Origin of the sequence: Micromonospora sp. WMMD736, from assembly GCF_049179015.1 — a bacterium.
In the GTDB taxonomy this organism is placed as follows: domain Bacteria; phylum Actinomycetota; class Actinomycetes; order Mycobacteriales; family Micromonosporaceae; genus Micromonospora.
In genome coordinates this window covers 944,009-957,939 of sequence record NZ_JBMHMI010000001.1, presented here as the reverse complement: position 1 = coordinate 957,939, position 13,931 = coordinate 944,009, and the positions used below count along the sequence as shown (strand labels likewise).

Sequence of the window (13,931 nt, the reverse complement as noted above, 5' to 3'; positions counted from 1 at the left end):
CCCACGCACACGACGGCGCCCCCGGGAAACCCCGGGGGCGCCGTGTCGTGCGGGTGCGGCTCAGGCGCGGCCGCGGCGGGTACGAACCTCCTGGAGCCGCTCGGCGAGGATGTCCTCGAGCTCGGCGATCGAACGCCGCTCCAGCAGCATGTCCCAGTGGGTACGCGGCGGCTTGGCCTTCTTCTGCTCCGGCTCGCTGCCGTCGACGAGTCGGGCGACGCTGCCGTCGAACTTGCATTCCCAGGTCGTCGGGACCTCGGCGTCGACGGCGAACGGCACCTCGAACTGGTGGCCCTTGGCGCAGAGGTACTCGCGGGTCTGACGCGGCGCGAGCTCCGTGTTGCGGTCGGATTCGTAGCTGACCGCGCCCAGCCGGCTTCCGCGCAGCATACGCTCGCCCATGATCGACTTCCCCTCGTTCGTGGTGCTGGTCTTCTGGGTGTAACGGCGCGTTCCCGTCGCCCCATTCCCGCCCGAGGGCGTGAGGCGTCCACGGGTGGGCCGGGACCAAGGGTAGCCGGCCACGACCGGGACGCCACGGCGGTGGCGTGTCGTGACCGCCACCGGGGGATGTTAGAGCGTGCGAGGACTATGACACACGCCCTAACCGCCCGGACGCGGTCAAGGTTGCGGCGGCGTCGCATCCGGGTGGGAAGCGCCCGCGGCGGGAGCGGCCGCACCGAGGCGGGCCAGCGCCAGCGCCAGGTCGCTGACCTGGTCACCGAGCTGCGCCACACGCCGCTGGGCCACGTCCCGGTCGGCCTCGGCGGCCTCCAGCCGTACCGTCAGGGCGGTGAGCCGGCCCTCGGCGGTGGCCGCGGCCTGCCGGGCGGCGGTCAGCTCGGCGGTGAGCGTGTCGCGCTGCCCGGTCGCGGCGGTCAACTCCGCGCGGAGCCGGGCGGCCAGCTCGGCGGCCTCCTGCCGGGCGCCGTCGGCCTCGGCGGCCATGGCCTGGGCGCGGTCACGGGCCCGTTCGGCCTGTTCCCGGGCCCGGGCGGCGTCCGCGGCCTCGGCGCGGGTCCGCGCGGCGTCGGCACGGGCCTGGTCGATCTGACGGCGTACGTCCTGCGCCTCGGCCTGCCACCGCGCGGCCCGCTCGCCCGCGTCGGCGGCGTCCCGGGTGGCCCGTTCGGCGTCGGCGCGCGCCGCGTCCCGCTCGACGGTCACGTCGATCGCGCGCTGGCGTTCGGTGTCGCGTTCGGCCCGCAGGTCCCGGACCTCGGCGCGGGCCTGGTCGCGGTCACGTTCGGCCTGCGCGCGCAGCGCCTCGGCGGCGCTGACGTCGTGGCGGGCCTGGTCCCGGGCGGCCTCGGCGCGCTGGGCGCGCTCGTCGGCCGCGTCGGCGCGGTGCCCGGCGGCCTCGGCGCGCCGTACGGCGTCGTCCGCCTCGGCGCGGGCCGTGCGGGCCTGTTCGCGGGCGCGTGCCGCGTCGGCCGAGGCGGTCTCGGCGTCGTCGCGGGCCTCGTCGCGTTCGGTCTGCGCGGCAGCGACCTCGGTGGCGGCCTCCGCGCGGGCCTGGGCGAGCTGCCGCTGCACGCCCACCGGCGACAGTTCGGCGTGCAGCGCCTCGGTCAACGTCTCGACGATCTGGTCGAGCCGGTCCACCGCCTCCCAGGTGCGGGCCACCTGCCCGGGCAGGCCGGGGGCGTTGCGGTGGCGCATCCGGCTGTTGCGCGAGGCGCGTTGGCAGGCGCCGTCGTTGTCGCGGCAGTAACGGAACGGGCGGCCCGCGCCCACACGCTGTGGAACCGGCGCTCCACAGTGGGCGCACGGGCGGGTTTCGGCGGAGGTGAGCGGGGCGTCCATCGAGGGCGAAGTCTAGTGCCGGCCGCTCAGGTCGCCGCTCGGGCCGTGGCGTCGAGGGTGTAGCGGCGTTGCAGCAGCACCGCGGCGAGCATCGCCGCCGCCGGCAGCAGCCCGAAGCCGTAGCGGACGGCCGCGAGCGCCGCGTCCGGCTGCGCCGGTGACTCACCGGCGGTCGACGCCACGAAACCGCCTGCTGCCAGGCACAGGGCGTACGCGTAGGGGCCCAGGGCCGCGCCGGTCGCCTCGGTGGCCGTCCACACCCCGGTGTAGGTGCCCGCTCCGGTGGTGCCGGCGGCGCGGATCACGTCCGGCAGCATCGAGAACGGCAGCAGTTGCATGCCGGCGAACGCCACCCCGAGCACCGCCACCGCGCCGACCAGCACCGGCAGGCCGGCCGGGCGGCCCACCGCCAGCACCAGCGACCCGGCCGCGAAGGCGCCCTGCGCGCCGAGCAGCGCCCGCTGCTTGCCGATCCGGCGGGCCAGCGCCAGCCAGGCGGGGGTGACCAGCAGCGCCGGGGCGACGAACGCGGCCACCAGCACCGTGGTCAGGGCGGGGGCGCGCAGTTCGTACTCCGCGTAGTAGGGCACCCCGGCCAGGACCAGGTGGGTGGTGGTGGACATGGCGAGGTAGGCGGCGACCAGCGGGCGGAACTGCTTGTCGCGCAGGGCGGTGCGCAGCGCCCGCCACCCGCCGTGACTCGGCGCCGTGCTGTCCGAGGCGACGCCGCGCAGCCGGGCGATGCCGGCCACGCCGACGAGCATGGCGGCCAGCATCCCGACGGCCAGGACCACGCCCATCCGCTGGTAACCGCCCCGGGTCGCGGCGTCGCCGCCGCTCAGCAGCGGGGCCAGCAGGCCGGAGGCCAGGATGCCGAGGGTCAGCACGACCATCCGGAACGCCATCAGCCGGGTGCGTTCGTCGTAGCCGATGCGTAGGTCGGCCGGGGTGGCCAGGTAGGGGACCTGGTAGGCGGCGAAGAGCAGGTTGCCGGCGACGAAGGCCACCGCCACCCAGGCGGCGGCCGGCGCGCCGGTCAGGCCGCCGGGCACCGCGAACAGCGCGGCGAACGCGACCGGCAGGGCGCAGCCGAGCAGCAGCAGCCGTCGCCGGTCACCCCGGCGGGCCTGTTCGACGTCGGCGCGGTGCCCGACCCACGGGTGCAGCAGCACGTCGGCGATCTTCGGCAGCAGCAGCGCCAGGCCGGCCAGCCACGGCCCGACGGCCAGCACGTCGGTGAGGAAGTAGAGCAGCAGCAGGCCGGGTACGGTCACCCAGATGCCCATACCGAGCGAGCCCGCGGCGAACCCGGCCAGGGGGCCGCGGGGCAGCGTCGCGTCGGTGGCGGCCGGGGGCCGCCGGTCGAGCCCGGTCATCGCCGCACCCTTCCCACAATCCAACAGTTGCTGGATTCTAGGGGCAGAATGGCGGCCATGACCATGCCCCGACGCCGTCCGGGTCGACCTCGGCGCGACGAGAGAAGACCGACCCGCGAGGTGGTGCTCACCGCCGCGACCGCGCTCTTCGCCGAGCGGGGCTTCGACGCCGTCGGGCTGCGGGAGGTCGCGGCCGCCGCCGGGGTCGACGTCGCCACGGTCGCCCACCACACGGGTACGAAGGCGGCGCTCTACGAGGCGTGTTTCGCGCGGGTGTTCGCCGTGGAGCGGCAGGTCCTCACCGAGGCCGCCGAGCGGGCCCGCACGGCCCTCGACGCGGGCCCGGACGCGGCGCGGCGGGCGTTGCACGACCTGGTCGACGTGTTCGTGGACTTCCTGCAGGACCACCCGGAGACCACCGCGCTGTGGCTGCGCCGCTGGTTGGAGCCGCAGCGGCACGCCGAGTTGGACGAGCGCTACGCCGCGCCGCTCTACCGGCTGGTGGCGGACCTGCTGACCGCCGCCGCGGCGGCCGGCGCGCTGGCCGAGCCGACCCCACACGTCACCGTACGCAGCCTGGTCTGGGCCACCCACGGACACGTCGTGGCGTTGGCCGCGGGCGTGCCGGCGGCCCGGGAACGCCGCGAGTTCCGGGCGTTCGTGCACCGCTTGCTCACCGCGCTGTACGGACCGACGGGTTGACGGGCCGCCGCCGCCCGACGATTATCCATCGGACGTTGGATTAGGGCGGGGGAGCGGCGATGCGGGCAGAACCCAGGGTTGCGGTCATCGGCGCGGGCGCGGCCGGTCTCGCCGCCGTCAAGGCGCTGCGCGACGCCGCCGTCCCCGTGGTCTGCTTCGAGGCCACCGACCAGGTCGGTGGCCTCTGGGTGTACGGGGCGCCGGACTCGCCCGCGTACCGCACGCTGCACCTGAACACCAGCCGGGGCCGTACCGAGTTCGCCGACCACCCGATGCCCGCCGACTGGCCCGACTACCCGGACCACACCCGGGTCGCCGGCTACCTGGCCGACTACGCCGACCGGTTCGGGCTGCGCGACGCCATCCGGCTGCGGCACACCGTCGAGCGGGTCACCCGTCGGGCGGACGGCACGTGGACGGTCACGGCCAGCGGGCCGGACGGGCCGGTCGAGGTCACCGTCGAGGCCGTGGTCGTCGCCAACGGCCACAACCGGGTGCCCCGCCTGCCCGACCCGCCGTACCCCGGCACCAGCACCGCCGAGCAGATCCACAGCCACGACTACCGCGGCCCCGAGCAGTTGGCCGGCCGGCGCGTCCTGGTCGTCGGTGGCGGCAACTCGGCGATGGACATCGCGGTGGACGCCTCGTACGCCGCGCAGCGGACCCTGTTGTCGTTGCGCCGGGGCGTCTGGGTGGTACCGAAGTACCTGCTGGGTCGCCCCTCGGACACCCTCAACGGGGCGCTGGCCCGCCGGCTGCCGTGGCGGCTGCGCCAGCGGATCACCCAGACCATGCTCGCCGCCGCCGTGGGCAACCCCGCCCGCTACGGGCTCCCCGCGCCGACGCACGGCTTCCTGCAGGACCATCCGACGCTCTCGGACGGCCTGCTGTCCCGGCTCACCCACGGCGACGTCGAGGCCCGCCCCGGTGTCGCCGCCCTCGACGGCGACCGGGTCGAGTTCACCGACGGCCGCGCCGACCAGGTCGACCTGATCGTGTGGTGCACCGGCTACCGGGTGGAGATCGGGTTCCTGCCGGCCGAGCTGCTGGGCGGCGGGGCCGACACCCTGGCGCTGTACCGGCACGTGTTCCACCCCGAGGCCCCCGGCCTGACGTTCGTCGGACTGATGCAGTCCACCGGCTCCGCGTTCCCGCTGGTCGAGGCGCAGGCCAAGCTGGTCGCCGCGCAGCTCGCCGGCCGGTACGCCCTGCCCGATCCGGACCGGCAGCGGGCCGCCTGCCGGGCCGAGCTGCGGGCGGCGACGGCCCGGTGGGGGCACCGTCGCCCGGCGATGCGGGTGGACTTCGACGGGTACCTGGCCGAGTTGACCCGGGAACTGAAGACCGGAGCACGCCGGTGACGGCGCTGGCCGGCCGGCGGGTTCTCCTCACCGGCGCGAGCGGCACCTTCGGCCGACACCTCGGTGCCGCGCTGACCGCCGGCGGGGCCCGGGTGGTGGGGCTCGACCTGCGCGCCCGCGAGGACGACGACGTGCCGGTGCTCGGCTGCGACCTGACCGACCCGGCCGCCGTCCCCGCTGTGGTGCGGGAGGCCGTCACCCGGCTCGGCGGGCTCGACCTGCTGATCAACAACGCCGGGGTGGGTGGTCCCGCACCGGCGGAGCTGCCACCGGACGAGGTGGTCCGCCAGCAGTTGGAGGTCAACCTGCTGGCCGCCTGGCGCACCACCGCCGCCGCGCTGCCGGCCCTGCTCGACGCGCGCGGGCGGGTGATCTTCGTGGCGAGCCGGATGGCGGTGCTGCCGCTGCCCCTGGCCGCCGCGTACGGGGTCAGTAAACGGGCCCTCGTCGCGTACGCCGACGCGCTGCGCCACGAGGTGGGCACCCACGTCGGCGTGAGCGTCGTCTACCCCAGCATGGTCGCCTCACCGATCCACGACAGCACCGCCGAGGCGGGCCTGTCGCTGCGCGGAGTGTCCCGACCGGAGCCCGTCGAGGGTGTCGTCGCCGCGATCCTGCGCGCCGCCACCGCCCGGCGGGCACCCCGGGACGTGGCGACCACCCGACGCGGCCGGCTGGAGATGGCCGTCGGCCGGCACGCACCCGCGCTGGCCGACCGGATGGTCCGCCGTACCCTCGCGGCGCGGCTCGCCGCCGGCGACCTGGACGCCGCGCCGCTGGCCGCCGGGATGGTCCGCCGCCACCGGGGGCGGTGAGGACAAACCGGATCAGGGTACGGCGACGGCGGCGCGGGAACGGTCGGCGGCGATACGGACGGCCAACGCGGCGAGGGCCGTACCGGTCACCCACCGCTGGACGCGCAGCCACATCGGCCGGCGGGCGAAGAACCCGGCCAGCGCCCCCGCGCTGAGCACGATCAGCGCGTTGACGCTGAGCGCGACGGCGATCTGGGTCAGGCCGAGCAGCAGGCTCTGCGCCGCCACCTGCCCCCGCGCGGGCTCGACGAACTGCGGTAGCAGCGACACGTACAAAATGGCGATCTTCGGGTTGAGCAGGTTGGTGACCAGGCCCATGGTGAACAGCCGCCATGGCCGGTCTGGTGGCAGCGGCGTGGGCGTGAACGGAGACCCGCCGCCCGGGCGCACCGTGCGCCACGCCAGCCACAGCAGGTAGCCCGCGCCGGCCAGTTTCACCACCATGTACAGCGCCGGGACCAGGACGAACACGGCGGCCAGACCGGCCACGGCCGTGGCCAGGTAGACGCCGAAGCCGGCGGCCACCCCGAGCAGCGAGAGCAAGCCTGCCCGGCGGCCCTGGGCCACCGACCGGGAGACCAGGTAGACCATGTTCGGGCCGGGCGTGAGCACGAGACCCAACGCCACCAGCGCGATACCCAGCAGCGCACCCGCATCGACCATGACATCGCCCCCGTTCGCCGTCGCCCCGATCGACGGTAGGCTGGCCGGCGACCGGTGACCCAGAGCCACCTGCGAGGCGGTGGCCTGCCGCGATGCGCGCGGGAATGGTCGCCGGCCCGCCCGTGCTGACCTGTTGCGGGCTGTGTCGCCGGTCGGAGGCGGCACGTTACGGTGGCCGGAGGAGGTGCCGCAGGGTGACCGAGGCATGGGACGCGGCCGTGGAGGCGCAGATCCGGGGCGCCGCGCAGCGCGGCGAGTTCGACAACCTGCCCGGCATGGGCAAGCCCATCCCCGGGCGGGGGATGCCGTACGACGAGTCGTGGTGGATCAAGAATTTCCTGGAGCGCGAGAAGCTGCCCAGTGACCTGCTGCTGCCCACCCCGCTGCAACTGCGTCGACGCATCGAGCAGGTCCCCGACGAGGTCCGCGACCTGCCCACCGAACAGGCCGTACGGGCCTTCGTGGGGCAGCTCAACGCGCAGGTCGTGGCCTGGCTGCGCAACCCCGACGGGCCCCGGGTCGTGGTCCGGCCGGTGAACGTCGACGAGGTGGTCGCTAGCTGGCGGGCCGAACGCGCCCGTCGGCAGGTGACCGCCGCCGCCACCGAGCCGGCCACCGTCGTCGCCCCGGCCCGCCGAACCCGCCGGGGTTGGTGGCTGCGCTGGCGCCGCCGGCGCTGACGCCCCGCTGCCCCGAACAGGTCCGTACGGTCCCGAACACCCGCTTTCGGCCTCGTCCGCTGCGCCGACGCTACGGTCGGCACCGGGCGGCCTGACGGCAGGCGCGGGATACGGGGGCGACGTGAGCGAGCGCGCCGCGACGTACGCCGAGGTGTTCGCGGTACGCGAGTATCGCCACCTGTTCGGCGCGTACCTGCTGTCCCTGGCGGGCGACCAGCTCACGGCCGTCACGGTGGCGTACCTCGTCTACGACGGCACCGGATCGGCGGCGCTGGCGGCCGCCGCGTACGCCAGTTCCTACCTGGCGTGGCTCGTCGGCGGTCCGCTGCTGTCCGGCCTGGCCGACCGGTATCCCCGGCGGCGTGTCCTGATCGTGTGTGACCTGGCCCGCGCGGCCCTCGTTCCGGTGGCGGCGCTGCCGGACGTGCCCGCGCCGGCCCTGGTGGCGATGCTCTTCGCGGTCAACCTGATGCGGCCACCGTTCGTGGCCGCGCGGGCGGCGTTGCTGCCTGACGTGCTCGACGGCGACCGGTACGCGGTGGCCAACGGGGTGGACAACATCTGCGCCCAGGTCGTGCAGGTGCTCGGCTTCGCCGTCGGCGGGAGCCTGGTGGCGCTGCTGTCGCTGCGGGGCGCGCTGCTGGTGGACGCCGGCACGTTCCTCGTCTCCGCCCTGCTGATCGCGCGCGGCGTCCAAGCCCGCCCGACACCCCCGGCGCCGCTGGACCGGGTCCACGCCGGTCGCCTGGACGGACTGCGGGTACTCGCCGCCGACCCCCGGCTGCGCGCCTACGTGCTCGTCCTCTGGACGGCCAGCGCGTTCACCTACGCCGCCGAAGGGCTGATGGCGCCCCTGGCCCGGCAGTACGGCGGGAACGCCGCCACGGTGGGAGTGCTGCTGGCCGCCGCGCCGACGGGTATGGCGCTCGGCGGGGTCGCCCTGACCCGGTTCTGCCCACCGGCGGTCCGACCGCGGCTGATCCTGCCCCTGGCCGCGCTCTCCACCGGCGTGCTGACGGCCGCGTGGCTCGTTCCGCCGCTGTGGGTGCTGCTCCTGCTGTTGGCGGTGGCCGGGGCCGCGAGCGCGTTCGCCGTCCCGCTGAACGCCCTGTTCGGCCGGGCGGTGCCGGCGGTGTACCGGGGCCGCGCGTTCGGCGTCGCCGTCACCGGCCTCAGTGGCCTGCAGGGGACGGCGATGGTGCTGGCGGGACTGGCCGCCGACCGGTGGGCGGCCACCACGGTGGTCGGGTTCAGCGGACTGTCGGGCGTGGTGGCAGTGCTCGCGCTCGGTCCACTCTGGAGACGTGCGGCCCGGTCGACGCCGTTCGGGGGCCGGTTCGTACAGACTCGAACGACTCCGAACGCCGAGAGCCCTTCCGCCGAGGTGGGCGGCGGTCGACGCTGAGGGCGTCGGGTGGACACGGGGCCGCCCTCAGGGGGAAGGAGAAGCGCATGCGTGGCGTTCGCGAGCGTGGCATCAGCTGGACCTGACCGTGACCCGGCACGCCGCCGGCATCCCCGCGGGCGCTGACGGCGTTCCACAGAGCAGGCGCGGGTGATGCGCTGATCGTCGGTCCCTCGACCAGCGCATCACCCGCCCGACCCGGCGGGCGATCAGTCCAGCGCGGCCTGCCACCGCCAGGACGTCCGCCGCGCCCGGCCCGGCAGCTCGCCCCGGCCGGTCATCCACAGCAGCACGTCGGGCGCGTCGCCGGGTGGGGCGTCCGGGAAGAGACGCCGCAACACCAGCGCGCTCAGGTGGTGCGGCGGCTGCCACGGCACGCCGAGGCCGAGGGTGATGTCGTGGGTGTGCAGCACCGTCTCGGCCACCCCCATCGCGGCGAACCCGGCCGGGTCACAGGGACCCCAGTGCCAGGCCCGCGCGGTCGGCTCGGCGGACTCGACGGCGACCGCGAGCAGCCCGGCGCAGGCACGCACCACGTCGAGCACCCGCGCCGGGCCCGCCGTGGGGGAGACCCGCAGGTCGTACGGCAGGTAGCTGTCCTGCGCCAGGCCGGTGACCTGACCCGCGTACCCGAGCAGGTCGTGCGCGACGTGCGCGGCGGTCGTCCAACAGCTCCACGTCACCGAGCCGGCCGGCACCGACCAGTCGCGGTCACGGTGCGGGTGCAGCACCCGGGTCATCTCGTCGGCGGCCGCCCGGACATCGGCGCCGGTCACCACGGACATGCGTACGTCGATGCGTGCAAGAATCCATCCTCGTGATCGGGGGAGGCGGACACCATGTTGCCCAACCTGGTAGTCGACACGACCGTACTGCCGCCGGCGGACCGGTTCGAGTTCTGGTACGCCCTGGTGGCCCAGGAGACGGGGCCCGTGCACATCACCAGCGCCCGGCTGGACGACTTCGTCGCGTACGTCCAGGCCATCGACCTCGGCCGGATCCGGTTGGCCTCGCTGCGGTACCCCTCGTTGGACGCCACCCGACCCGCGGGCCTGGTCCGCCGGCAGGAAGCGGACATCTACCAGCTCACGCTGCCCCTGACCGGGCGCAGCACCCTGGTTCAGGATCGCACCGAGACGGCACTCGTCGCCGCCAGTCACTTCACCCTGCTGGACACGGCCCGTCCGCACATCGCCCGGCACCGGGCGGACGGCCCGGGTCTCGCCACGACGATCACCGTGCAGATCCCGTACGCGGCGCTGCCGTTGCCGCCGGATCGCGTGCGGCGTCTGCTGGCCACACCGATGCCGTCACGTCTCGGCGTCGCCGGGCTCCTGGCCCACCACCTGCGCAGCATCGCGGCGCACCCGGAGCAGTACGCGTCGGACCAGGCCGAGATGCTGGGCGGCATGGCGTTGGACCTGCTCGCCGCGATGCTCGCGCAGCGCCTCGACATCGAGGGCGTGCTGGCGCCGGAGACACGGCAGACCGCGCTGCGCGCCCGCGTCGTCGACTTCATCGACCGCCACCTCGGCAGCGCCGAACTCAACCCGCGCAGCGTCGCCGCCGCCCACCACATCTCCCTGCGTTCCCTGCACCGCCTGTTCGAAGGCGAGTCGACGACACCTGCCGAGCTCATCCGGGCCAAGCGTCTGGAGCGGTGCCGACGGGACCTGGGCAACCCGGTGCACGCGCGACAGCCGGTGCACCTCATCGCCGCCCGCTGGGGATTCCCGGACAAGGCGCACTTCAGCCGTCTCTTTCGCGCCCGCTACGGACGTGCACCGCAGGCGTACCGGGCGGCCCACACGGCGCCGGACCGCTGAGCCGGCAGCCGCTACCGCCGCCGGTGCTCGGTCGGGTCGTCCGCGTCGAAGTCCCGTACGGCGGCGCGGATCATCTCGCCGTACGGGTCGTCCGGTAGCTGGTCGAGGTGCTCCCGGGCTCGGTCGAGGTGCTCCCGAGCCGGGCCGGGACTGCCCAGTCGCCGGTGGCAGTCCGCGAGGTTGAGGTGCAGCGACGGCAGGAGCGCCCGGACGTCGAGTGAGGGCAGGTGGCGTCGGGCGCGTTCGTCGGTCACCTCGGACACCGCCGCCAGGGCACGTTCGTCCCACCGCAGCTCCGCGTCGAGGCTGTCCTGAAGGTCGGCGAGGTGGTGGGCCAGGGTGCAGCGGTGCAGTGCGTCACGGGTGGGGTCGAGCTCGTCCCACAGCGCGCTGAGCAGGTCGCGGGCCTCGGCGGTGTTGCCGGTCTGGCCGAGCTGCACCGCCTCGACGATGCGGGTCATGGTCGGGTCGGGAGCCATCTGGTCGGTCATGTCGCCGATGCTCGGGCCTCGAGCAGGTCGAGGGTCAAACCACGGCGACACCACGGATAGTCCGCAATTTTCAGTGATCGGTATTAATCTTGCAAGCCTCAGTTTGTTTTCCGTAGGCTGCTCGGGTGATCGAGCAACCCCTCGTCGAGGCGAGGAACCTGGCCAAGATCTATCCGCGACGTGGGTCCACAGCGGAGTTCCGCGCGGTCGACGGCATCGACTTCGCGCTGCAACGGGGGGAGGCGTTCGGGCTTCTCGGGCCGAACGGCGCCGGCAAGTCCACCACCATGCGGATGATCGCCGCGACATCGCCGATCAGTGGCGGCAGCCTGCGCGTCCTCGGCATGGACCCGGTGACGCAGGGCCCGCAGATCCGCGCCCGGCTGGGCGTCGTCACCCAGGACGACCACCTGGACAACGAGCTCACCGTCCAGGAGAACCTGCACATCTACGGGCGGTACTTCGGCCTGCCCCGGGCCGTCATCCGGGACCGGGCGACCCGGCTGCTGGACTTCGCCCACCTTCGGGAGAAGGCCGGCGACCAGGTGGAGACGCTGTCGGGCGGCATGCGGCGGCGGCTGACGATCGCCCGAGCCCTGATCAACGAACCCGACATCCTGCTCCTCGACGAGCCGACCACCGGCCTCGACCCACAGGCCCGACACATCCTGTGGGACCGGCTCTTCCAGCTCAAACAGGAGGGCGTCACGCTCATCCTCACCACCCACTACATGGACGAAGCCGAGCAGCTCTGCGACCGCCTGATCGTCGTCGACCAGGGTCGGATCGTCGCGCAGGGCTCGCCCCGGGACCTGATCACCCGATACGCCACCCGGGAGGTCCTCGAACTCCGCTTCCGCCCCGAGGAACGGGACACCGCGGCGGAGAAACTCCGGACCTCGGCGCTGGCCACCGCCGACGGCCGCGTCGAACCGCTCGCGGACCGGACGCTCGTCTACTGCGCCGAGGGCGAGTCCGCCCTCGCCACGGTGCACGCCCTCTCGCTCACCCCGCTCACCGCCCTGGTCCGCCGCGCGACGTTGGAGGACGTGTTCCTCACGCTCACCGGCCGATCGCTCATCGAGTAGCAGAGGGATCACTCGTGCTGCACGCCTTTCGATACTGGCTCACCCGTTACCGCCGCACCTGGCGCGGCACGATCGTCACCAATGTCCTGAACCCGTTGCTGTTCCTCGTCGGTATCGGGGCCGGCCTGGGCGCCCTCGTCGACGACAACGCGCCCGCCCAGGTCACCGGCGTGTCCTACGCGGCGTTCTTCGCGCCGGGCATGCTCGCCGCCGCGGCGATGCAGAACGCGTTCCTGGAGGCGTCCTGGGGAGTCGCCCGCGCCGCCGGCTTCGGCGCCTACCGGGGCGCGACGCCGACACCGATCGAGCCGGAGCAGCTCGCCGCCGGGCACCTGCTCTTCATCGCCGTACGGCTGCTCATCACCAGCGGCGCGTTCGTCGCGGTGATGGCCGCGTTCGGGCTGATCGAGGCCCGGTGGGCGCTCGGGGCGCTGCTCGGCGCGACGCTGACCGGGCTCGCGTTCGCGGCGCCGGCCGCGGCGTGGGCGGTCGGCGTACGAACGCTGCGCCACATCGACACGGTGTTCCGGTTCGTCATCATGCCGCTCTACATGTTCTCCGGCACCTTCTTCGCCGTGGCCCAGCTACCGGAGTGGATCCGGCCGGTGTCCTACCTGCTGCCGCTGTGGCACGGGGTGGAACTGTGCCGCACGGTGAGCCTCGGCACGGCCACCATCGCCACGAGCTGCGTCCACGTCGCGTACCTGCTGGCGCTCGCGATCGGCGGCTTCCTCGTCGCCCGTGTCACCTACCGCCGCCGGCTGCACCCGTGACGACCCCGAGCCTCGTGGAGAGACCATGACCAGCGTCGCAGTACCCGCCTGGACCCGCCGCCGCATGCTCGCGCTCGTCGAACGCAACGTCATGATCTACCGGCGCTCGATCACTCCGCTGCTCAACGCGCTCGTCGAACCGATCCTCTATCTGCTGTCGATCGGCGTCGGCGTCGGGCTGCTCGTCGGCACCGTCCCCGGGGTCGACGTCCCGTACGCCGCCTACGTGGCCCCCGCGATCCTGGCCACCACGGCGATGAACACGGCGTTCAACCAGACCAGCTTCGGCGTCTTCCACCGGATGCGGATCGAGAAGACCTACGAGGCGATCCTGCCGACACCCCTCTCGGTCACCGACATCGCCGTCGGCGAGGTCGCCAGCGCGATGATCAACGCCCTGCTGACGTCGGTCGGCTTCCTGGCTGTCATGGCGATCGGTGGGCTGGTCACCTCGGCCGGGGCGCTGCTGGCCCTGCCGGCGTCGCTGTTGATCGCGTACGCCTTCGCGGCCGGTGGGCTGGCCGTCACGACGTACCTGCGTGACTTTCCCGACTTCCAGTACATCCAACTGTTCATGCTGCCGATGTACCTGTTCGCCACGACGTTCTACCCCCTCTCGGTCTATCCGGAGGCGGTGCGGCCCCTCATCCAGGCCCTGCCGCTCTACCACAGCATCGAGCTCGTCCGGGAACCGGCGCTGGGTCACCTCGGCTGGGGGCTGCTGAGCGCGGCGCTCTACCTCGTCGCGTTCGGCTCGATCGCGATGTGGGTGGCCACGCACCGGATGACCCGGGCGATGCTGCGGTGAACGGCGCAAAAGAGTTGGACGCGCCGTCGCGCGGGCGGTAGCTTGCAGTCGACCGCGACACCGTCCGAGGAGGTGAGACCCATGACCGCTGGTTCGATGTGGGTGCTCCCCTCGCCGTCACGGTTGGGCGACTGACG

Annotated in this window: 15 protein-coding genes; 9 read left to right on the top strand and 6 right to left on the bottom strand. The window is 73.9% G+C overall.

The annotated features are described in order from the left end of the window. Nucleotides 1-60 precede the first annotated feature (60 nt). From ACN269_RS04235 to ACN269_RS04225, 3 genes are all read right to left on the bottom strand, one after another. The gene (locus ACN269_RS04235) at nucleotides 61-402 is read right to left on the bottom strand and encodes an RNA polymerase-binding protein RbpA (protein ID WP_046564157.1); all 342 of its coding nucleotides are present in this window, start codon (nucleotides 400-402) and stop codon (nucleotides 61-63) included. Between the two features lie 219 nt (nucleotides 403-621). After that, nucleotides 622-1,806: a hypothetical protein gene (locus ACN269_RS04230; protein ID WP_421471111.1), complete on the bottom strand. Its 1,185-nt coding sequence runs from the start codon at nucleotides 1,804-1,806 to the stop codon at nucleotides 622-624. Nucleotides 1,807-1,832: 26 nt separating this feature from the next. After that, a complete protein-coding gene (locus ACN269_RS04225; protein ID WP_421471110.1) occupies nucleotides 1,833-3,182 on the bottom strand; it encodes an MFS transporter in 1,350 nt (449 codons plus the stop codon). A 57-nt stretch (nucleotides 3,183-3,239) separates the two neighbouring features. Here ACN269_RS04225 and ACN269_RS04220 point away from each other — a divergent pair, with 57 nt between their 5' ends. The 3 genes from ACN269_RS04220 to ACN269_RS04210 are packed head-to-tail and all read left to right on the top strand — an operon-like array spanning nucleotide 3,240 to nucleotide 6,060. Next, nucleotides 3,240-3,884 (top strand): TetR/AcrR family transcriptional regulator, encoded by a 645-nt coding sequence (locus tag ACN269_RS04220; protein ID WP_421471109.1) that lies wholly within the window; start codon nucleotides 3,240-3,242, stop codon nucleotides 3,882-3,884. Between the two features lie 59 nt (nucleotides 3,885-3,943). Continuing rightward, nucleotides 3,944-5,245, top strand: a complete 1,302-nt coding sequence (locus ACN269_RS04215; RefSeq protein WP_421471108.1) for a flavin-containing monooxygenase — start codon at nucleotides 3,944-3,946, stop codon at nucleotides 5,243-5,245. Next, nucleotides 5,242-6,060, top strand: a complete 819-nt coding sequence (locus tag ACN269_RS04210; RefSeq protein ID WP_421471107.1) for an SDR family NAD(P)-dependent oxidoreductase — start codon at nucleotides 5,242-5,244, stop codon at nucleotides 6,058-6,060. The genes ACN269_RS04215 and ACN269_RS04210 overlap by 4 nt, the downstream gene beginning before the upstream one ends. Before the next feature lie 12 nt (nucleotides 6,061-6,072). On the opposite strand, the gene ACN269_RS04205 is transcribed toward ACN269_RS04210, so the two are convergent. Next, nucleotides 6,073-6,723: a LysE family translocator gene (locus ACN269_RS04205; RefSeq protein ID WP_421471106.1), complete on the bottom strand. Its 651-nt coding sequence runs from the start codon at nucleotides 6,721-6,723 to the stop codon at nucleotides 6,073-6,075. A gap of 194 nt (nucleotides 6,724-6,917) precedes the next feature. On the opposite strand from ACN269_RS04205, the gene ACN269_RS04200 reads away from it, so the two are divergent. Next, the gene (locus ACN269_RS04200; protein ID WP_421471105.1) at nucleotides 6,918-7,403 is read left to right on the top strand and encodes a DUF1992 domain-containing protein; all 486 of its coding nucleotides are present in this window, start codon (nucleotides 6,918-6,920) and stop codon (nucleotides 7,401-7,403) included. 121 nt (nucleotides 7,404-7,524) lie between these two features. Continuing rightward, the gene (locus ACN269_RS04195) at nucleotides 7,525-8,808 is read left to right on the top strand and encodes an MFS transporter (protein ID WP_421471104.1); all 1,284 of its coding nucleotides are present in this window, start codon (nucleotides 7,525-7,527) and stop codon (nucleotides 8,806-8,808) included. A 209-nt stretch (nucleotides 8,809-9,017) separates the two neighbouring features. On the opposite strand, the gene ACN269_RS04190 is transcribed toward ACN269_RS04195, so the two are convergent. Next, nucleotides 9,018-9,593 (bottom strand): maleylpyruvate isomerase N-terminal domain-containing protein, encoded by a 576-nt coding sequence (locus ACN269_RS04190; RefSeq protein ID WP_421471103.1) that lies wholly within the window; start codon nucleotides 9,591-9,593, stop codon nucleotides 9,018-9,020. A 54-nt stretch (nucleotides 9,594-9,647) separates the two neighbouring features. Here ACN269_RS04190 and ACN269_RS04185 point away from each other — a divergent pair, with 54 nt between their 5' ends. Next, complete coding sequence (locus tag ACN269_RS04185) at nucleotides 9,648-10,634, top strand: helix-turn-helix domain-containing protein (protein WP_421471102.1); 987 nt, start codon at nucleotides 9,648-9,650, stop codon at nucleotides 10,632-10,634. Nucleotides 10,635-10,645: 11 nt separating this feature from the next. On the opposite strand, the gene ACN269_RS04180 is transcribed toward ACN269_RS04185, so the two are convergent. Beyond that, nucleotides 10,646-11,125 (bottom strand): hypothetical protein, encoded by a 480-nt coding sequence (locus tag ACN269_RS04180; RefSeq protein ID WP_421471101.1) that lies wholly within the window; start codon nucleotides 11,123-11,125, stop codon nucleotides 10,646-10,648. Between the two features lie 128 nt (nucleotides 11,126-11,253). Here ACN269_RS04180 and ACN269_RS04175 point away from each other — a divergent pair, with 128 nt between their 5' ends. From ACN269_RS04175 to ACN269_RS04165, 3 genes are read left to right on the top strand one after another with little or no spacing between them, the layout of a single operon-like run. Next, entirely contained in the window at nucleotides 11,254-12,213 is a 960-nt protein-coding gene (locus tag ACN269_RS04175) for an ABC transporter ATP-binding protein (protein ID WP_421476191.1), read from the top strand. Nucleotides 12,214-12,227: 14 nt separating this feature from the next. Continuing rightward, nucleotides 12,228-12,986 carry an ABC transporter permease gene (locus ACN269_RS04170; protein WP_421471100.1) on the top strand — a complete coding sequence of 253 codons (759 nt, stop codon included), beginning with the start codon at nucleotides 12,228-12,230 and terminating at the stop codon, nucleotides 12,984-12,986. A gap of 25 nt (nucleotides 12,987-13,011) precedes the next feature. Further along, on the top strand, nucleotides 13,012-13,794 hold the full coding sequence (locus ACN269_RS04165; protein WP_421471099.1) for an ABC transporter permease: 783 nt from the start codon (nucleotides 13,012-13,014) through the stop codon (nucleotides 13,792-13,794). Nucleotides 13,795-13,931: the final 137 nt, after the last annotated feature.